Annotated in this window: 16 protein-coding genes and 1 pseudogene; 8 read left to right on the top strand and 9 right to left on the bottom strand. The window is 69.7% G+C overall.

Features of this window, described 5'->3' with window-relative positions:
* The first annotated feature begins 64 nt into the window (after positions 1-64).
* Complete coding sequence (locus OG510_RS00560) at positions 65-1,021, top strand: alpha/beta fold hydrolase (RefSeq protein WP_406134615.1); 957 nt, start codon at positions 65-67, stop codon at positions 1,019-1,021.
* Positions 1,022-1,088: 67 nt separating this feature from the next.
* On the opposite strand, the gene pip is transcribed toward OG510_RS00560, so the two are convergent.
* The gene (gene pip / locus OG510_RS00555; RefSeq protein ID WP_406134614.1) at positions 1,089-2,048 is read right to left on the bottom strand and encodes a prolyl aminopeptidase; all 960 of its coding nucleotides are present in this window, start codon (positions 2,046-2,048) and stop codon (positions 1,089-1,091) included.
* Positions 2,049-2,683: 635 nt separating this feature from the next.
* Between pip and OG510_RS00550 the strand changes: the two genes are divergently transcribed.
* The 3 genes from OG510_RS00550 to OG510_RS00540 all read left to right on the top strand — a co-directional run bounded on the left by OG510_RS00550 (position 2,684) and on the right by OG510_RS00540 (position 6,912).
* Complete coding sequence (locus tag OG510_RS00550; protein ID WP_406134613.1) at positions 2,684-4,075, top strand: MFS transporter; 1,392 nt, start codon at positions 2,684-2,686, stop codon at positions 4,073-4,075.
* Between the two features lie 163 nt (positions 4,076-4,238).
* A complete protein-coding gene (locus OG510_RS00545; RefSeq protein WP_406134612.1) occupies positions 4,239-5,060 on the top strand; it encodes a N,N-dimethylformamidase beta subunit family domain-containing protein in 822 nt (273 codons plus the stop codon).
* Positions 5,061-5,304: 244 nt separating this feature from the next.
* Entirely contained in the window at positions 5,305-6,912 is a 1,608-nt protein-coding gene (locus OG510_RS00540; protein ID WP_406134611.1) for a DUF4157 domain-containing protein, read from the top strand.
* A gap of 56 nt (positions 6,913-6,968) precedes the next feature.
* Here OG510_RS00540 and OG510_RS00535 read toward each other — a convergent pair whose 3' ends face one another.
* The 4 genes from OG510_RS00535 to OG510_RS00520 all read right to left on the bottom strand — a co-directional run bounded on the left by OG510_RS00535 (position 6,969) and on the right by OG510_RS00520 (position 10,594).
* A complete protein-coding gene (locus tag OG510_RS00535; RefSeq protein ID WP_406134610.1) occupies positions 6,969-8,093 on the bottom strand; it encodes an FAD-dependent oxidoreductase in 1,125 nt (374 codons plus the stop codon).
* A 2-nt stretch (positions 8,094-8,095) separates the two neighbouring features.
* Complete coding sequence (locus OG510_RS00530; RefSeq protein WP_406134609.1) at positions 8,096-8,800, bottom strand: TetR/AcrR family transcriptional regulator; 705 nt, start codon at positions 8,798-8,800, stop codon at positions 8,096-8,098.
* 98 nt (positions 8,801-8,898) lie between these two features.
* On the bottom strand, positions 8,899-9,036 hold the full coding sequence (locus tag OG510_RS00525) for a hypothetical protein (RefSeq protein ID WP_406134608.1): 138 nt from the start codon (positions 9,034-9,036) through the stop codon (positions 8,899-8,901).
* 295 nt (positions 9,037-9,331) lie between these two features.
* Positions 9,332-10,594, bottom strand: a complete 1,263-nt coding sequence (locus tag OG510_RS00520; RefSeq protein ID WP_406134607.1) for an MFS transporter — start codon at positions 10,592-10,594, stop codon at positions 9,332-9,334.
* A 113-nt stretch (positions 10,595-10,707) separates the two neighbouring features.
* Here OG510_RS00520 and OG510_RS00515 point away from each other — a divergent pair, with 113 nt between their 5' ends.
* Both OG510_RS00515 and OG510_RS00510 read left to right on the top strand, forming a co-directional pair.
* Entirely contained in the window at positions 10,708-11,085 is a 378-nt protein-coding gene (locus OG510_RS00515; protein ID WP_406134606.1) for an ArsR/SmtB family transcription factor, read from the top strand.
* A 560-nt stretch (positions 11,086-11,645) separates the two neighbouring features.
* Positions 11,646-12,862, top strand: a pseudogene (locus tag OG510_RS00510) (IS110 family transposase).
* A 131-nt stretch (positions 12,863-12,993) separates the two neighbouring features.
* Here the strand turns inward: OG510_RS00510 and OG510_RS00505 are convergent.
* The 4 genes from OG510_RS00505 to OG510_RS00490 all read right to left on the bottom strand — a co-directional run bounded on the left by OG510_RS00505 (position 12,994) and on the right by OG510_RS00490 (position 16,636).
* Positions 12,994-13,485, bottom strand: a complete 492-nt coding sequence (locus OG510_RS00505) for a nucleotidyltransferase domain-containing protein (protein WP_406134605.1) — start codon at positions 13,483-13,485, stop codon at positions 12,994-12,996.
* Between the two features lie 317 nt (positions 13,486-13,802).
* Positions 13,803-14,369: a dihydrofolate reductase family protein gene (locus OG510_RS00500; RefSeq protein ID WP_406134604.1), complete on the bottom strand. Its 567-nt coding sequence runs from the start codon at positions 14,367-14,369 to the stop codon at positions 13,803-13,805.
* 977 nt (positions 14,370-15,346) lie between these two features.
* Positions 15,347-16,129, bottom strand: a complete 783-nt coding sequence (locus OG510_RS00495) for a maleylpyruvate isomerase family mycothiol-dependent enzyme (protein ID WP_406134603.1) — start codon at positions 16,127-16,129, stop codon at positions 15,347-15,349.
* A 300-nt stretch (positions 16,130-16,429) separates the two neighbouring features.
* A complete protein-coding gene (locus OG510_RS00490) occupies positions 16,430-16,636 on the bottom strand; it encodes a hypothetical protein (protein WP_406134602.1) in 207 nt (68 codons plus the stop codon).
* Between the two features lie 373 nt (positions 16,637-17,009).
* Here OG510_RS00490 and OG510_RS00485 point away from each other — a divergent pair, with 373 nt between their 5' ends.
* Positions 17,010-17,528 (top strand): hypothetical protein, encoded by a 519-nt coding sequence (locus tag OG510_RS00485; RefSeq protein WP_406134601.1) that lies wholly within the window; start codon positions 17,010-17,012, stop codon positions 17,526-17,528.
* A complete protein-coding gene (locus OG510_RS00480; RefSeq protein ID WP_406134600.1) occupies positions 17,515-17,880 on the top strand; it encodes a winged helix-turn-helix domain-containing protein in 366 nt (121 codons plus the stop codon). The genes OG510_RS00485 and OG510_RS00480 overlap by 14 nt, the downstream gene beginning before the upstream one ends.
* The last annotated feature ends 53 nt before the right edge of the window (positions 17,881-17,933 follow it).

Below are 17,933 nucleotides of genomic sequence, written 5' to 3'. Positions count from 1 at the left end.
GAGGGTCAACCGTGTCTGAACGACGGGCCGCGGCCGGTGGGCCGGCCCCCGTACAGTCATCCACATGGTTGAGCATCGCATGGTTGACGTGAACGGCGTCCGGCTGCACATCGCCGAACAGGGTGAAGGCCCCCTGGTGGTCCTCCTGCACGGCTTCCCCGAGTCATGGCACTCCTGGCGCAACCAGTTCGGCCCGCTCGCCGAAGCGGGCTTCCGGGTGGTCGCCCCCGACCAGCGCGGGTACGGACGAAGTGACCACCCCGCCGACGTCGACGCGTACACCATCCTCCACCTGGTCGGCGACGTGGTCGCACTGATCCAGGCCCTGGGCGAGGAGAGTGCCTACGTTGTCGGGCATGACTGGGGAGCGCCGGTCGCCTGGCACACGGCGCTGCTGCGGCCGGACATGGTGCGCGGGGTGGCCGGACTGAGTGTGCCGCCCCCGTTCAGGGGGACACAGCCTCCGCTGGCCGCCATGGAGGAGAAGTACGCCGGCCGCTTCTACTGGAACTACTTCAACCGCCCCGGCGTCGCTGACGCCGAGTTCGCCAAGGACACCCGGACCGCGTTGCGCAAGTTCCTCTATTCGGCCTGCGGTGACGCCCCGGGCGCCCTCGAGGGCAAGCAGCCGCTGGTCGACCCCGAGCGGGGCTGGCTCGCCGCCATGCCGGATCCCGCGGTACTGCCGCACTGGTGCACCGAGGACGCCCTCGATGTTCTGACCGACAGCTTTTCCCAGGGCTTCACCGGGGCCCTCAACTGGTACCGCAACCTCGACCGCAACTGGGAACTGACCGCCCCCTGGCACGGCGCCGTCGTCACCCGGCCCGCCCTGTACATCTACGGCGAACGCGACGTCGTCGCCAGTTTCCCCGGCACCCCCGAACTCATCGAGCGCCTCCCCGGCCTCATGCCCAGCCTGCGGCGCGAGCCCATCGAGCTGGCCGGCTGCGGACACTGGACTCAGCAGGAACGCCCGGACGAGGTGAACACGGCACTCATCGACTTCCTGACCGCCTAGCCGTGCGGCCGGGGAGACCGCGCCCCGGTGCCCGGTACCCGGCGGCCGCCCCGGCGTTCAGGGGTGTTCAGCGGTTCTTGAACTCCTCGATGGCGTCGCGGACCACCTGGCCCGCGGTGTCACTGCCGGCGTGCCCGGCGTCCTCGATGATGTGCAGCCGCGCGCCCGGCCACGCCTTCGCCAGCTCCCACGCCGTCTGGACCGGACAGCCCCTGTCGTGCCGGCCCTGCACGATCACCCCGGGAATCGGGGCCAGCCGGTGCGCGTCCCGGATCAGCTGCCCCTCCTCCAGCCAGGCGCCGTTGCTGAAGATGTGCGCACAGATCCGTACGAACGCGATCCGCGCGTCGGCCTCGCGGTCGCTGTACATGCCGGGCACACCGTTGGGCTCGTCGCTGATGACCGCGTCCTCCCAGGCGAGCCAGTCGGCGGCGGCCTTCTCGCGGACCGTACGGTCGGGGTTGTCCATCAGCCGTGCGTAGGCCGCGAGCAGGTCACCGTCCCGCTCGCCCTCGGGAACACCCGCGCGGAACCGGTCCCACGCCTCGGGGCGGAACAGCCCGGCGCCCCGGTAGAGCCAGTCGATCTCGGAGCGGCGGGAGGTCATCACCGCCTGGATGACGATCTCGCTGACCCGCTCGGGGTACTGCTGCGCGTAGGCCAGGACGAGTGTGGGGCCCCAGGAGGCCCCGTTGAGCAGCCACTTCTCGATGCCGAGATGTTCGCGCAGCAGCTCCATGTCGGCAATCAGATGGTGTGTGGTGTTGAGGCTCATGTCGGCGGCCGGTGTGCTCGCGTGCGGGGTGCTGCGGCCGCAGTTGCGCTGGTCGTAACGGATCACCCGGTAGGCGTCGGGATCCCAGGACCTGGTCGGCCGCCGCATGGCGCCGGCGCCCGGGCCGCCGTGAACCATCAGGGCGGGCTTGCCCCCGGGGTTGCCGAGCTGCTCGTAGTAGAGGCGGTTGCCGTCTCCGGTGTCGAGGAACCCGGAATCGTAGGGGCTTGTCGGGGGATAGAAGTCGACCATGACCGCCGATCCTAGGGGCAGCTCGCGGCCGGGCAACTGGATTGAACCGGGCGCCCGTTCATGCCGCAGCCCCCCACTCGCATCCTCTTCTTCCTTTCTTTCCTTGACCCTCTTTCCTTGACCGCCCGTCACGGCACAGGGCAGCGGTCGCGGCAGGACCGGGCGGACAGGCGGCATGAAGAACAGGGCAGTGGGCAGGTGCACGTCCACACATGCGCCCGCACGGTCGGGAACGACCCGGTGCACGACGGGCGGTGGACCAGCTTGGAGCGCGCTGCACCGTGACGCATACCGACGTGTCCGCGCGGTGGACCCACAGCCGCACCGGGCAGAGCACACCAGCCGCAGAGCCACGGAGCCGCGGGCGCCCGGCAAGCACACCGCCTCCCGTCAGCACGCCGTGACACCCGGCCACCCGCAGGGCGCGACGACCGCCGCAGCCGACCGGCGGACCGGACGGACCGGGCGACTGCCGCAGCCGACTCGTTCGCCCGGTCCGACTGGTCCGATCGGTCCGGCCGGTCCACCCGATCCGGCTGGTCCGTCCGCCTCCGCCGCAGCCGACCGGTCCCGACCGATCCGGCTGGTCCGTCCGCGTCCGCCGGAACAACCGAACAGCACGAAAGGCCCCGCCCATGAGCACAGCCGCCGCGATACCGCCGACAACCGAAGGACCCAGCCCTCACACCCGCCGCTTTCTGCGGCGCCTGACCGTCGCCACGGGCGGGGGCATGTTCGTCGACGGGTTCGTCTTCGCCTCAGTGGCCTCCGCCCTCGCCGGCAGCGCCATGGCCCGCGACATCGGCGTCACCTCGACATGGAACTCGCTGATCTCGTCCTCGACACTGATCGGCACGTTCTTCGGCGGCCTGCTCCTCGGCTATGTCACCGACCGGCTGGGCCGGCGCCCGATGTTCACCATCGACCTCTCGGTCTTCCTGGCATCCGCCCTGCTGATGCTGTTCGTCACCTCCCCCTGGATGGTCTTCGCACTCGGGCTCGTCATGGGCCTCGCCGTAGGGGCCGACTACTCGATCGGCTCTCCGCTCCTCGCCGAATTCGCACCCAGCGAGAAACGCGGACACTACCTGGGGATCCTCGAAATCCTCTGGAACGTCGGCTACGTGATCGCCTACCTCCTCGGCTACATCATCAACACCACCTGGCCGGGCGCCTGGCACATCACCCTGGCCGCCAGCGCCGTCCCCGCGGTGTTCTGCCTCCTGATCCGCCACGGCCTGCCCGAGTCACCGCGCTGGCTGATCTCCAAGGGCCGCAGGGACGAAGCCGTGGCCGTCATCGAGCGCGACCTCGGAACCACCCTGGACAGCGAGGACTTCACCTCCGAAGAGGCCGAACAGACGCGCTACCGCGAGCTGTTCTCAGCCGCATACCTGCGCCGCACCGTGTTCGTGTGCACCTTCTGGATCTGCATCGTGCTGCCCTACTTCGCGCTCACGTTCTTCCAGCCGACCGTCCTGCGCGCCATCGGCCTGGGCGGCAACGCACTCGCCGGCGCACTCATCGGGACCGTCGTCGCCCTGACCGGCGCGGCCACCGGCTGGTGGCTCGTCGACCGCACCGGGCGCCGCACGATCCTGGTCTGGCCGATGTTCGGCTGCGCGCTCGCCCTGTTCCTGGTGAGCCTGGGCCATGTGCTGCCGGTGTGGCTGGCCACCGTGTGCTTCTTCGGCTACCTGTTCTCGTACGGGATCATGAGCATCCTCCCCGGCATCTACCCCGACGAGGTCTTCCCCACCTCGATCCGCACCTCCGGAGTCGGCCTGGCCTCCGCCGCCAGCCGCATCGGCGCGGCGATCGGCACATTCCTGCTCCCGGTCTCCCTGGACCACCTCGGCCTGAGCTGGTCCATGATCTTCATGGCGATGGTCTCTCTCATCGGCGGCATCACGGCCCTGATGTGGGCACCGGAAACGAACGGCCGCCAACTCACCGCCACAGGACACCGCGAGGCCGACACCGGCGGCTGGTGGTCGACCAAACCGGCCCTGGCACAGGACAGCTGAGCACACCCGTACAGAGGCCGGGGCGCCGCCCGGCCGCACACCCGGCAACACCACCACCGCCCCCGAACGGGCGTCCCGCGCTGGTGGGGTGCCCCTGCCGGCTCATGATGACTCCGACGCGCGCACACCTGCACCGGGCAGGGCGGACTCGTGAGAGGTTCGGATGGGCGAGGACACGGAGCGGCACGACCGCCGCGCGGGCCACCCCGCGGACAGTGCCGGAGCCCGCCCGGACACGGACGGAGCCGGAACCCGCCCGGACACGGATAGTGCCGGAGCCGGCCCGGACGCGGACGGTACCGGAGCGGGCCCAGGCCGCCGGCGCTTCCTCGGGGCCGCCGCCGCGCTGGGCGCCGGCGGCCTCACGGCCAGCCTGGTGGCCGGATGCGGCACCTCACCGGGCGGCAGCACCGCCACCGCGCCCCGCCCCACCGCCACCGCCACCGCGCCCCGCCCCACCGCGTCGAGCTCGGCCGCCGCGCTGGAGTCCGCCGCCGGCGCGGAGCGTGCCAGACCCGGCAGCCCCGACTGGCGGATCCGCTCACAGGGCCCGCCCGAAGCGGTCCAGGGCTACACCGACAAGGTGAGCGTGCTGCCCGGCGAGGAGTTCGGGCTGCACGTCTCCACCACCGCCCCCGGCTTCCGGGTCTCGGCCTACCGGGTCACCCCGGGCGCGCCCACCCCGGCGCCCCTGGAGATCCTGGCCCACTCCCCGCTGGTGTGCGACGGCCGCGACAGCCACGCGGACTCCGCGTACTACACCGTCCCCAGCGGCGCCGGCGTCTTCTCCTGCGGGACGATGCGGTGGGTCGAGGCACTGATGGCCGCAACCCGGGACGGCGGCCGCCACCACGGGATGGACGCCAGGACACGGGCCTTCGTCACCCGCACCACCGAGAACCTGCTGCGGGCCTTCGCCACCGGCCCCGCGGCGACGACCCGGCCCGCGCCGAAGGACAACGTCCGCAGCGTGTACGCGAACTGACCCGCTCCCGGCAACACAACCCCACCCCACAACCCCCAACCCCACCCCGATCGCCGCAGGCTGCAGGCGTGCTCACGGAGGAACCCCGCAGGGCACACGGGGTACCCGAAAGAACGTGCGGCATTCCCTCCCGTCTCTTGTCGCGCGCGCCGGCGCCGTATAGACAGAGGACAGAAGGCAGAGGACGAAGAACCGACAGGCCGGACAACAGGCTTGCAGCGCACAGCCACGAAGGAGCCGGTACGTGCAGGAGCGGAAGCAGGACGCGGGCGCTGCGCAGCGACAGAGCAGCGAGTCGCACAGGCCCGCTGTGCTGCCGCACTCCGATACGCCCCGGACGGCGGCCGCTTTCACGGGACAGCTCCCGGACGGGCGCGGACACTCACCGGCGGCCGTCATGGCGTTGCAGCGTTCTGCCGGAAACGCCGCGGTGGCCCACCTGCTGGAGGTCCAGCGCCACGTTCACGGCTCGTCCTGCGGCCATGGCGAGACCCCGTCGAAGGAAGACCAGGCGCAGGGCCTGATGGCCGCGCCGGATGGGGCTCCCGTGCAGCGCCGGATGGCCGCGCACGACGTGCTGAGCCTTCCCGGTACGCCTCTGCCGGGGCCCGAACTGCACGACATGCAGGAGCGGTTCGGCGGCACCGACTTCAGCGACGTACGCATTCACAATGACGCGGCCGCGAAGAGGTCGGCGCAGGAGATCGGGGCCCGCGCCTACACCTCCGGCAGTCACATCGTCCTCGGTGAGGGCGGCAGCGACCGTCATACGCTCGCCCATGAACTCACGCATGTCGTCCAGCAGCGGCAGGGCCCCGTCCTGGGTACGGACAACGGCAACGGGCTGAAGGTCTCCGACCCGTCGGACCGGTACGAGGTCGCCGCCGAGGAGAACGCCCGGCGAGTCCTGTCCGGGGCCGCCCCGGCCGCGGGACAGACGGCCCAGCGCGCGCCGGCCGGCGACACGGACACCGCGCACACGCACACCGTTCACGCGCACACCGACACCGCGCACACGGACAGCGTTCACGCGCACACTGTGCAGCGCCGCAAACCGTCGGCCGACGCACCCACCGAGCACTACGCGACGAAGGCGCAGGACCACCCCGAGTGGCCCGTGTTCCAGAAGATGATGAAGGAGGGCGGCTTCCCGGCGGACGTGACCGAGACCGCCTGGCAGCTTCTGCTGGGCGGGGTCTCCGAGCAGGAGACCCTGAACCGGCAGTCGGCGGACGAGTCGATCGACTCCGCGGAGCGGCGTAAGATCCGGGCCTCGAACACGTGGTACCGGGAACTCGTCAATCTCGTGGGCGACCACCTGAAGATCACCACACCCACCCTGGCCCTCTGGTCCGGCGGCTTCGACGTGAGTGTCTACGCCCATGGGAAGGGGCATACGTCGCTGGAGTTCAGCCGGCTGGGGAAGATCATGGACCAGCTGGAGCTGAACGCCAACTGGAAGCTCCAGGCGCCGTTGTGGAATGTCCTGTCCACCGCGTTCGTCGAGCGGGCGACGGGACCTGTCCATGTATTCCTGCGGGCCTACAACCCCGACAGTGTCCTGATCGCGCAGGAGATTCCCCAACTGCGCCTGATCCAGCGGCTGAATCCCGCGGTGACTCTCCTGTGGCATCCGCTGTACACCCTGCCCGACGGGACGATCAAGGAGATCTCCGCCGATATGCGCCTCACCGGGAACGCGGAATACCGGAGCCGCGACAAGTGTGTGGGCGTGATGTACAACTACCTGATGCGTTTCCACGACGAGAGCAACACCAAGGCGTCGATGGCGTACGGGGAGATGAACGAGCTCCTCGCGAAGAACGTCAACCCGAAAGCGGAAGCGGTCTAGCCCGGGGCGGTGCAGCCCGGGCGGTGCAGCCGGAGGCGGTGCGGAGCTGTGCGGCCCTACGGTGTGGTGAAGAAGTCGACGAGGGCCTTGGGGGCTTCGTCGTTGAACAGCATGTCGAGCCCGTAGGCGGACTGGAGCGCTGATTCGGCGCCGCGGGGGAACATGGTCCGCTCGTACGCGGTGACGGCCTGCTCGATGTCGTCGTTGGCGATGATGGCGCGGGCGAGATCGGCGCCGTCGATGAGGGCGATGTTGGCGCCCTCGCCGGCGAACGGGGACATGAGGTGGGCGGCGTCGCCCACGAGCGTGATCCCCGGGACGCGGTCCCAGGTGTGTCCGGTGGGCAGCGCGTGGATGGGCCGCGGGATGATGGTGTCGTCGCAGTGCCGGATCAGGTCGGTCAGTGCGGGCGCCCAGTCCGCGTACAGGCCGAGCAGGGTCTGCCGGGCGGCCGCGGGGTCCTGTGCCCAGTCGACGCCGGTGGTGGCCGCCCAGTCCTCGGGGACCCGCAGGCCCAGGCCGAGCCAGATGTGGTCGCCGCCGTGTCCGCCGATGTACTTGTTGTCGGACGCGGCGAAGAGTGAGCCGCGCCCGACCAGTGCCAGGGCTTCGGGGTGTTGGGCGGGGGCGTCGTCGAGGTGGATCTCGACCATGGTGATGCCGGTGTAGAAGGGCTTGACCGGGGTCAGTGCGGCGCGGGCCTTGGACCACGCGCCGTCGGCGCCGACGACCAGGTCCGCCTGCGTGGTGGTTCCGTCGGCGAACTCCAGGACGGGTCCTGATTCCGCGGGGCTGACGCCGACGACCTTGCTGCCCCAGCTGATCACGCCGGGGTCCAGGGAGTCCACGAGCATCTTCCGCAGGATGGTGCGGTCGATCTCGGGGCGTCCGCCGGTACCGGTGTCGCGTTCGTCGATGAAGACCCGGGCCGATTTGTCCAGGACGCGCATCGCTTCGCCGCCCTCGTGGGTGTGCTGCAGGAACGTCTCGTAGAGGCCCGCCTCCTCGAGCGCGGTCCGGCCGGTGTCGTGGTGGATGTCGAGCGAGCCGCCCTGCTGGCGGCTTCCGGCACCGGCGTCACGTTCGTGGACGGTGCACGGGATGCCGTGGAGCTGGAGGATACGGGCGCAGACGAGACCGCTGAGTCCGGCGCCGATGATGGCGATACGGGGTGTGGGCATGGTCAGTTCCTTCTGTCGGTGGTACGTGAAGTGGCGGCGATGAGGCCGTCGATGAGCACGTTGAGGGCCCATTCCGCGCGGGCCTGCGGGCTGCCCGAGAAGAGCTGGTCGGCGAGGGCGGCGATGTGCGGGTACTGGTCCGGGGCGGTCGTGAAGCCCGGCGCCGCCGGCCGGCCGGCGGCGCCGGGGGGCGCGGTATCCGGTGATGTGCCCCCGTGCTCGGCTGCCACGGCGGCCGGATACTGCAGCAGGATGTCGACGCCCCAGGCCGCGGTCTGCCCGGTCACGCCGCCCCGGTCCAGCTGCTGGAGCACCGCTTCGACGAGGGCCGCGTAGTTCGGGCCGTCGGGGCGGGTCCGGATCGCCATCCGGGCGATCTCGGCGTGCGAGAGCAGGACCCGGCCGTAGTCGAGGAGGAGCGTCACCAGGCTTGCGCGCCAGGGCCGGGAGGTGCCGGGGAGAGAGACCGATCCCAGCTCGACGTCGAGTACTTGAGCGTGCAGGTCCTCGGTGTTGCGGACGTAGACGTACAGCGACGCGTGGCCGGTGTCCAGGGCCTTCGCGACGCTGCGCATGGTGACTTTGGCCAGGCCCTCCGAGCGGAAGATCGCCGCTGCGGTCGCGACGATCCCGTCCCGGGTCAGGGCGGGCTTGGCGGGCCGCTCGCGGCGGCTCCTGCCGGTTTCGGGGGTTCCGGTGTCCTCCATGCCTTCACCGTAACACGACCATGGTCGTAACGACCATGGTCGTGTTCGATGGGTGGGAGTGGGGTGGGGGTGGGGGTGGGGGTGGGGGTGGGGTGGATTCAGGCGTCGCCGGACAGCGTCGTGAGCACCATCGCGGCCAGGGCCGCGCGCTCCGGCATGCCGGAGACGAAGACGTCGTCGGCGCCTGGCGCATCGGGATGATGTACGACTCGATCGATGACCTCGGGGTCGAACACGTCCCAAGCCCGCCGGGCCTTCGGTGAACAGGCCGCCACGGTGCAGGCGCGTCCCGGCCAGGGCCGCACACTCCCTGGTCTCTGCGTCCTTCGGCTCGCAGCACGTCTCCGACGTCCCGTCCTCGGCAGCCGCGCGGATGTGGTGCCGCGCCGGCGGGATCTGAGCGCCCTGCTCTTCCGCGCGGTCCGGGCCGGCTGAGGGACTCGTAACGCTCTTCCGCGCACCGCGTGCCCGGGGGACGGCGCACCACCGCCGTCCAGCGGTGCACCGCTCCCCGGGCACGCGATGCTCCCGTTAGGCCGGGTCCGTCGCCTGGCGCCGGGTGGCGCGAACCACCAGGCCGCCGATGACCGCGAGGCCCATCAGGACGACACCGAAGACCGTGGCGCCGTTGGTCAGGCCCACCGTGTCGCTGAGGTAGCCGGCGGCGACGGGCAGAATGCCGGCCGGGATGTAACCACCCACGTTGAGCGCGGCATTGGCCTCGGCCAGGCGCTGTGGCTCAACGCTGGAGTTGAGCAGTGACAGGCCGCCGAGCTGGCCCATGCCCTGGCCGCCTCCGGCGAGCAGCGCGGAGATGATCAGGACTGCCACCGATGAGGTGTGCACGGCGACGATCAGCGTGATCATGCTCAGCGTGGTGCTCGCCGCGCCGGCCGTGAGAATGGTGCGCCGACTCAGCCGCCGCACGGCGAACTGGACCCCGGCGGCGGCGAGGAACATCACGAACGCCATGGCTCCGGCGACGATCCGGCTGGTCGTGCCGAGCAGCCCGGAGAGCAGCGAGGGGCCGAGCGAGAGCACGAACGATGTGGCGGTGATGCCCGGCGCGAATACCGCGATTCCCAGAGCGAGTTGACGGCCGTTGCCGCGCGGCACGCCGGGCACCCGCACCCAGGCACCCTTGGCGCGCGCCTCTGGACGCCGTACCGGCATGCGGAGCACCGCGAGCACCGCGGTGGCCAGGAGTACCGCCTCGACAGCGAAGACAGTAACCGTCGGCGCGGGCGCCGTCTCGGAAAGCCCCCCGGCCAGGAGCGGTCCGAGCCCGGCGCCGAAGACCATCGCGCAGGACGCGAGCAGGGCTGCGATCCGCTTGCGCTCGGGCCCGGCGACGTCGGTCACCGCAGCCATGCCGGCCGATACGACCGCGCCGACCGCGATCCCGCTGAACAGTCGCGCCACGATCAGCGCGGCGACGCTGGTGGCGGTCGCGAAGATCAGGCAGGCGGCCAGGGCGAGCCCCAGAGCGGGCAGTAGAACGGGCTTGCGGCCGACCCGGTCGGAGACCACGCCGGAGACCAGGAGTGATCCGATGAGGCCGACGATGTAGAAGGCGAACACCACGGTCAGGGTGCCCTTGGAGAATCCGATGTCGCGCTGCCACAGCACGTACAGCGGTGTCGCCGCGTTCGAGAGCACGAAGACGGCCGTGACCGGCCACGCGGCGAGCCATACCCACCACAGCGGCGCGATGACCCTCCCGCCCGCCTGCATGGTCGCTGTTCGGTGCCTCCCGTCGACGGCCTGGACGGATGCGGTCCGTGTCTCGGACATGACTGTTCCTCCCGATCGTCTCCTGCCGGCACCCCGGCAGTACGAGTAGAGTCGAACTTAGCATCCAGTACGATCGAAGTCGTACATAGGAATCGCGTTATGAGGAGTTGCCTATGCCCGCGCCCGCGGCCGACGCACCTGTCTTCAAGGTGCTCCCGGAGCCTTCCGGCCTGCCCGAACCGCTCCCCGAACCGGCGGTCGACGAACTGCGCCTCGAAACCGTGCTCGGCGCGCTCAGCGACCCTCTGCGGCTGACCATCGTCCGCAAGCTCCTCCTGGAGTCCGAGGACTTCGACCACACCTGCGGCTGGTTCGGCTTCGACCGCCCCAAGTCGTCCCTCACCCACCACTTCAAAGCGCTGCGCGGTGCGGGGATCACGCGCCAGCGCCAGTACGGGCTGGAGCGCCGTAGTCATGTGCGCGTCGACGACCTCAACGCACGCTTTCCCGGCCTGCTCGGCCTGGTGGCGTCCTGGACCCCGCACGCCTGACGAAGGATCACGGCACGTCTCCCGGCGAGGTGGCTCACCAACCACGCGTGGAAGGGCAACCGGCCCAAGAGCGTTGAAGGAACAGCAGTCCCTGCGGGTGCTCTGATGGGTTCTCATGACCGCCTGACCAGACGGTTCAACAGTGAGAGCAGCGATGATTCCCTGCGGCGGCGCTGGAACTGGCGACTCGAGGCGTTGGGCGAGGACCCGTTCAGTGATCCCCACCGCCCCTCCGAAGCCCGGGATCGGGCCGGTCCGCATATCCCGAAGCTGTCCTACTCACCGGCCTGTTCGCCCCCGTTATGTTTTCCGCGGCTCCGCAATGGGGCCGCTGGCCTCCGGGCCCGGCATGACTGTTGCCCCCTGTCGAAGGCATGACCTGGGGGGTGGTGTTCACCGGGCCCGAGAGGTGTCCGTCGGAGACGCTGATCAGAGGTCCGGCCACCGTCCGGCCCGGCGCAATGCCGGACAGTTCGCGGGCGGCAGGTCTGCATAACGTGGATGCGCGAGCACGACACCCAAGCCGAGGCCGGCACCGTCAACACCCCGGAAAGGGAACGATGTCCGAGATTGAAAATGTCGGCGTATTCCTGGGCCTGGACGTCGGCAAAAGTGCCCATCACGGTCACGGACTCACCCCGGCCGGGAAGAAGGTCTTCGACAAGCCCCTGCCCAACAGCGAACCCAGGCTGCGGGCCGTGTTCGACAAACTGGCCGCGAAGTTCGGCACCGTCCTCGTCGTTGTCGACCAGCCCGCTTCCATCGGCGCCCTGCCGCTGACCGTCGCGAGGGACGCGGGCTGCCGCGTCGCCTACCTGCCCGGCCTGGCCATGCGGCGGATCGCCGACCTCTACCCGGGCGAGGCGAAGACCGACGCGAAAGACGCCGCCGTGATCGCGGACGCGGCCCGCACCATGCCGCACACCCTGCGCTCGCTGGAGCTGACCGACGAGATCACCGCCGAACTCACGGTCCTTGTCGGCTTCGACCAGGACCTCGCCGCCGAGGCCACCCGCACGTCCAACCGGATACGCGGCCTGCTCACCCAGTTCCACCCCAGCCTGGAGCGCGTTCTGGGTCCCCGCCTCGACCACCAGGCCGTCACCTGGCTCCTGGAGCGCTACGGATCCCCGGCCGCCCTGCGCAACGCCGGCCGACGCAGACTCGTGGAACTGATCCGCCCCAAAGCCCCCGCATGGCACAGCGACTGATCGACGACGTCTTCGACGCCCTCGACGAACAGACCGTCGTGGTCCCCGGCACCGGCACCCTCGACATCGTCATCCCTTCTCTGGCCGCCTCCCTGACCGCCGTCCACACCCAGCGCCGGGCGATGGAAGCCCAGATCAACACCCTGCTGGAGGCTCACCCTCTTTCCCCGGTCCTGACGTCGATGCCCGGCGTCGGCGTCAGGACCGCCGCAGTCCTGCTGGTCACCGTCGGCGACGGCACCAGCTTCCCCACCGCCGCCCACCTCGCCTCCTACGCCGGACTCGCCCCCACCACCAAGCAGTCCGGCACCTCGATCCACGGCGAACACGCACCCCGAGGAGGCAACCGGCAACTCAAACGGGCGATGTTCCTGTCCGCCTTCGCCTGCATGAACGCCGATCCGGCTTCCCGCGCCTACTACGACAGGCAACGGGCCCGCGGCAAGACCCACACCCAGGCCCTCCTCCGCCTCGCCCGCCAACGCATCAGCGTCCTGTTCGCCATGCTCCGCGACGGCACCTTCTACGAATCCCGGACACCGAAGGGCGTCGAGCTCGCCGCATAACCTCAGCAACCCCGAACCACCCCAAACCCGGCAGGAGTGCCTTGACGAAAGACATAGAGGCACCCCCCCGCACTGGCGAGACCACGGCTACCTGCACCCCCCGAAGTGGCGCGGAGGCTTGGCCTCGTTCCTCAGAAGTGGGTGGTGATCCCGAAGACTCGCCGGAGTTGAGTCATGTCGTGCCGGTCGCGGTCCCTGGGCTCGTATCCCTGATGGAAGTAGACCTGCTGCTCGGCGGACAGACACGGGACGGGCGTTCCCTTGATGGTGCCGGTCACGAAGCACGAGGAGGGATAGATGAAGGGACGCTCCGGTTCGGGTGACGCCTGCACCGCCGTGCCGTCGTCGGCGAAGACGAGGGGATGAAGGTCGATCTCCCGGCCGTCCGGTGCCGTGACGACGAACCGGATGGGCCTCCAGCTCAGGCTCTCCTTGAAACTCGCCTCGGCGAGGGCCGCCATCACAGTGGCCTCCTGGTTTTGCCGATGCATCAGGTCCAAGTCGCTGTGGTGCCGGGTCTGTTCGCCGACCAGAGCGTCAATTCCCCACCCTCCGCCGATCCAGACCTCTACCTCTGCCCGCCGCAGCAGAGCCAGGACAGACAACACGTCTTCAGCCGTCATCACATGACGCAGGCTAGGAGCGATCACCTCGGACGGCGAGCGAATTCCTCCGACTGCGGCCAAGCCCTGCCTCGGCGGACTTACCAGGAAACTGTCCCCTTCAATGAGAACGGTGGGGCAGACGTCCCAGCATCCTGACGCACCCCAGCTCAGGGCGCACCGCCTCCGCCATGGTCGACGAGACGCGTCCCTGCGACCCGTGAGCCACAGCCGAGACGACCTGCCGGACCTGTCACGAATCCCACTCCAACCTGTCACCCCGCAGGGGCAACGGCCTTGCCTCTGCACGATCTAATGCGACGGGGGAGTGCTGCTGCTCAGCGCCTCGACTCGTACCTGGTCAGGACCACGCCGCCGGGAAACGTCCGCGTCTCCACCAGGTTCAGGTTCACCCAGCTGTCCAGCGCGGTGAAGAACGGCGTCCCGCCGCCGACCAGGACTGGATAGGCGGCGATCGCGTACTCGTCGATCAGCCCGGCGCGCATGGCCGCCCCGGCGAGCGTTGCGCCGCCGATGTTCATCGGGTCGCCGTCCCCGGCCTTGAGCCGGATGATCTCGGCGATCGCGTCGCCGGTGACCAGACGGGTGTTCCAGTCGACCTTGCCGATCGTCGAGGAGAACACCACTTTCGGTGTGTCCCGCCAGTTCCGGGCGAACTCGATCTCCGCCGGGGTGGCGTTGGGCTGCTGGTCGCCGGTCGGCCAGTAGGAGCTCATTGTCTCCCACAGCTTGCGCCCGTACAGCGACAGGCCACTCGCCTGCTCGTGGTCGAGCCACCACTGGAACAGCTCGTCGCTCGGCGGCCCGCCCCAGCCGATGTCAGCATCGGCCGCGGCGATATAGCCGTCCAGAGTCAGGTTCATGCCGTAGATCAGTTTCCGCATGGCTCAGCCTTCCGTTCGTGGCTGTCCGGCGTATGGACCAGCGCGGCGCGGAAAGCTCATCGGCGGGCGATCTGGGCTCGCTGGCAGCCTTTGTGCCCAGGGCTCAGCGTGGTGTAGTCGGCCGACTCGGACAAGCCGTCTGATCTCGACCTCGCGAGGAAATGCCACGGAGTTGAGACTGGTCATGGGTGACAAGGCCGTGTGAAACCAAGAACGCCCAGGTCACGCAAGATCGACATGTCATGAACGGTGAGCCCCTTCACCCGGCGAGCGCGCCGGCGAGCCGGCACCAGGGATCCATGCCTCCATCCTCGCCTCGGAAATCCTGGCACGCACCCCGGACGCGCGCACGCCGCATACTCGCCGGCGCTGCTTCGCTGGTCCCGTGAGGACGGCGTGTCGGCGTACTGCTGTGCGATGCGGTCACTTGACCATTCCCCAACGGAGACCAAGAGCCGGAGCTGGGCTCAGAAAACAAGACACTCGACTCAGACGATCGATTTCAAGCCGTCAGTGGTCATAGGCAGTCAGCGACCGCATGACGAGCTGGCCGGTGTGCTCGTTGTGCCGGATGGCAGCGGTCAGCGCGAGGCTTCGCTGGAGCACGCGGACGATCACCCCGCCTGGGGTGCGGCCGCGGTGCCGTTCGGGGGCAAGCCGGCCCTTGAAGGTCTCGTTAGATGGGCCCGGGCATGCCGCAGCCACCGAGCTTCGGAGGTGTAGCCGAACATGACCTGCATCATCGACAGCGTCACCAGTCCGGCATCGCTGAGCTGCGGCGAATCCATCAGCAGGTCGTCGGTCCTGACGTAGGGCGCGGTCGCGAGGGGGCATGCCTGACGTCACAACCTGACTGAGGATTCCCTCGTCCCATGCGCGCAGCCAAGCCTTGGAATCGATCATCCAGTGAGACCGCCACCGTTCGGTGCGAGTCCGTTGGCGATTCAAGCGGCCGGTTTGTGCGCGGTGGCGTGTCGTTACGCCCAGTCCTCCGGTTCCCAGGCGAGGAGCAGGTCGAGCAGCTCCGGGTCCCCGTCGAGTTGCAGGGGGTCCACCGAAACGCGGTTGTACAGCCAGAGGACCAGATCACTGGCCGTGCCGCGAATGGAGAGGCCCGCCGCGTCCGGGTCCTCGCCGGTGGCGGGCAGCCGGGTGGTCCGTGCACCGTCGCCGTCGGCCGTGAGGCGCCAGGAGCGGCCCTCGGTGGCGTGGAAGTCGAAGGCGGTGGGCTTGTGCGGCCAGGCGCTCGTCGTGAAGCTGGCGATGAACAGGTTCTCCTCGACACCGTCGAGCGCCACCTCGAGAGGCAGTGAGGCCGGCTCGCCCACGGTGAGCTGGGCGTCGTAGGTGTGCACCGCGATCTCCTGCACCTGGTGCCGGGCGACGCCACCGGCGGTGTGCGGCGTCTGCGTGTTACCCCAGCCGGTGAAGCAGCCCTGGTCCGGGCCGGCCTCCCCAAGGGCCTTCAGCAACAGCTCGGTTGAGTCGGCCAGCCAGGCCGGCACGGCCTCGCGCTCCTGCGGCGCGACCGCGTCACCCTGGGCCGGGGTCCTGGACGTGGCGTCCGGCCCGGCGGCGACGGTGGCGGCCCAGCGGCGGCGCCCCTCGCCGATGTGCTGCACCAGGTCGGACAGTGTCCACCCGGGGCAGGTCGGCACGGACAGGTCGAGGCTGGGGGCGGCGGCGATCGCGGCGCGGAAGGCAGTTGCACGTTCGTCGATCAGCCGCAGCAGATCGGGATACTCCAGAGTCTTGTGCACGGCGGTACTTCTATCATCTTGATTCATTTGCCCGACAGCGGTTTTCCCAGCCGGTACGGCGGGGGAGTCCGGCCCAGGCGAGCCCACGCTCGGGGCTTCCGCTACGCCACAGCCGAGCCCCGAGCCCCGAGCCCCGAGCCCCGAGCCCCGAGCCCCGAGCAACTCCCAGGTCCGAAAGCGGCTTTACGCCGTCTGCCGGTGCTGCTCGTCCCCTGCTGCTGCCGACAACCGCACCAGGAGACCGTGTTCTTGCCGTTCAGCGCCTCAACGCGCAGCCCAGGACCCCTTTGGAATCAATCATCAGTCTTCGGGGGCGGACTCGGTGTGCCAGTTGTCCGGGGAGACGGCCTGCGGGGCGATGTCCTGATACTGGTTCCCCGGCATGGCCGCCGCGACATCCGAGGTGGACCAGGAGTGGTCCGAGCCAACGGACGTAAAGGGCGTGGCGGCGAGCACGCCACCGGCAAGCAGAGCCGTAACGGTCAAGGCCGCGATCTTGTTGCCCATGGTGTGAATCCTCCCCGCCCGCCCGGACCGTCCGGCAAGCTTCGACAACTCTGACGTAGGCGGATAAACAGATGCTTGACGCCTTATTCAGCCGCGTAGGGGCGTCTCGTGACCAGGCTTCGCCCGGCCCTTCCCGGATCGCCCCCTCTCCGGCCATGCCGTGGTGACACGCGCCCGAGCCGGCCGGCGCACCGCCGCCCTGGCCACCCTCCTCGCCCGCCCGGGGCGCACGCCATGTGGCCCGGCCCTGTCCACCGTTCGACGGCCACGCCCCTGCTCTGCGGCCACCATCCGACGTTTGACACTCCCCTTTCAGGCAACTACTTTCCTATCAGGAAACAGGTTCTGATTGAGAAACACCAAGGAGGCCATCATGACCCGAAACCCCACACCCGCCGAGGCATCAAGGGCGCTCCAGGACGTCCAGCAGCGGCGGGAGGAGGCGCTCGGCTCGGCGCGGGACTCGCGCTGGGTCGCCGTCCTCTTCGGCATCGCCGTTTTCGCTCTGCTCGCCGCGCCCGACTTCTTCGGGCAGGGCGTCGAGTCCGCGGTGAACGTCGCCTTCGCGGCCGTGGCCGTCGCCTACGCGGCACTGCTGCGCAGCAGGCGCGGTTCGGCGCTGCTGGGGCGGCGGACCAAGGTGCGGCAGGACGCGGTCTCGCCCCGGTTCGCACTGTGGAGCAGGGTCATCATCCTGACGGTTCTGGCCGTCGGCATCGTCGCCGCCTTCGTGCCGCACCCGGGCCTGTCCGTCCCGTACGCGCGGACGATTGCCGGCGCGGTACTGGGCGCGGTCCTGATCCTCTTCGGGAGCCGTCTCCAGAGTGCTCTCGCCTCTCTTGCCACGGGCGCAGGGCGCGGACGATCCGGGGCGCTCGATGGATCGGCCTGACTTCGACCCGGTGCTGCTGGACCCCACCCGCCTGTCGATCGTGTCGTTGCTCGTCGGCACCGAGTGGGCGGAGTTCGGCTGGGTGCGCGAAGCGGCGGGACTGTCGGCCTCCGCACTGTCCAAGCAAGTGGGCACGCTCGGCACCCACGGATACGTCGACGTGGAGAAGGGCTACGTGGGCAAGCGCCCCCGCACATGGCTGAACCTCACCACCGCGGGCCGCGAAGCCCTGGAACGCCAGGTCACGGCATTGCAGAAGATCGTCGACGACTCCCGGGCAGAGGGCTCCGAAGCACGAGTCCAGAACCCCGGACCCGGCGAACGCGGCGGGCGCACCACGCACGGGACGTGACGGTGCACGGGAGGTGAGCGTGCGCGGCGGCGGGACGCGAAAGCTCGCGGCAC

Origin of the sequence: Streptomyces sp. NBC_01089, from assembly GCF_045162975.1 — a bacterium.
Lineage (GTDB): Bacteria > Actinomycetota > Actinomycetes > Streptomycetales > Streptomycetaceae > Streptomyces.
This window is presented reverse-complemented; position numbering and strand designations above follow the sequence as displayed.

Bases quoted from the DNA above. Each gene is read 5' to 3' on its own strand.
- OG510_RS00560 (WP_406134615.1), top strand. From the start codon at position 65: ATGGTTGAGCATCGCATGGTTGACGTGAACGGCGTCCGGCTGCACATC.
- pip (WP_406134614.1), bottom strand. From the start codon at position 2,048: ATGGTCGACTTCTATCCCCCGACAAGCCCCTACGATTCCGGGTTCCTC.
- OG510_RS00550 (WP_406134613.1), top strand. From the start codon at position 2,684: ATGAGCACAGCCGCCGCGATACCGCCGACAACCGAAGGACCCAGCCCT.
- OG510_RS00545 (WP_406134612.1), top strand. From the start codon at position 4,239: ATGGGCGAGGACACGGAGCGGCACGACCGCCGCGCGGGCCACCCCGCG.
- OG510_RS00535 (WP_406134610.1), bottom strand. From the start codon at position 8,093: ATGCCCACACCCCGTATCGCCATCATCGGCGCCGGACTCAGCGGTCTC.
- OG510_RS00530 (WP_406134609.1), bottom strand. From the start codon at position 8,800: ATGGAGGACACCGGAACCCCCGAAACCGGCAGGAGCCGCCGCGAGCGG.
- OG510_RS00520 (WP_406134607.1), bottom strand. From the start codon at position 10,594: ATGTCCGAGACACGGACCGCATCCGTCCAGGCCGTCGACGGGAGGCAC.
- OG510_RS00515 (WP_406134606.1), top strand. From the start codon at position 10,708: ATGCCCGCGCCCGCGGCCGACGCACCTGTCTTCAAGGTGCTCCCGGAG.
- OG510_RS00505 (WP_406134605.1), bottom strand. From the start codon at position 13,485: ATGACGGCTGAAGACGTGTTGTCTGTCCTGGCTCTGCTGCGGCGGGCA.
- OG510_RS00500 (WP_406134604.1), bottom strand. From the start codon at position 14,369: ATGCGGAAACTGATCTACGGCATGAACCTGACTCTGGACGGCTATATC.
- OG510_RS00490 (WP_406134602.1), bottom strand. From the start codon at position 16,636: ATGGGCAACAAGATCGCGGCCTTGACCGTTACGGCTCTGCTTGCCGGT.
- OG510_RS00485 (WP_406134601.1), top strand. From the start codon at position 17,010: ATGACCCGAAACCCCACACCCGCCGAGGCATCAAGGGCGCTCCAGGAC.
- OG510_RS00480 (WP_406134600.1), top strand. From the start codon at position 17,515: ATGGATCGGCCTGACTTCGACCCGGTGCTGCTGGACCCCACCCGCCTG.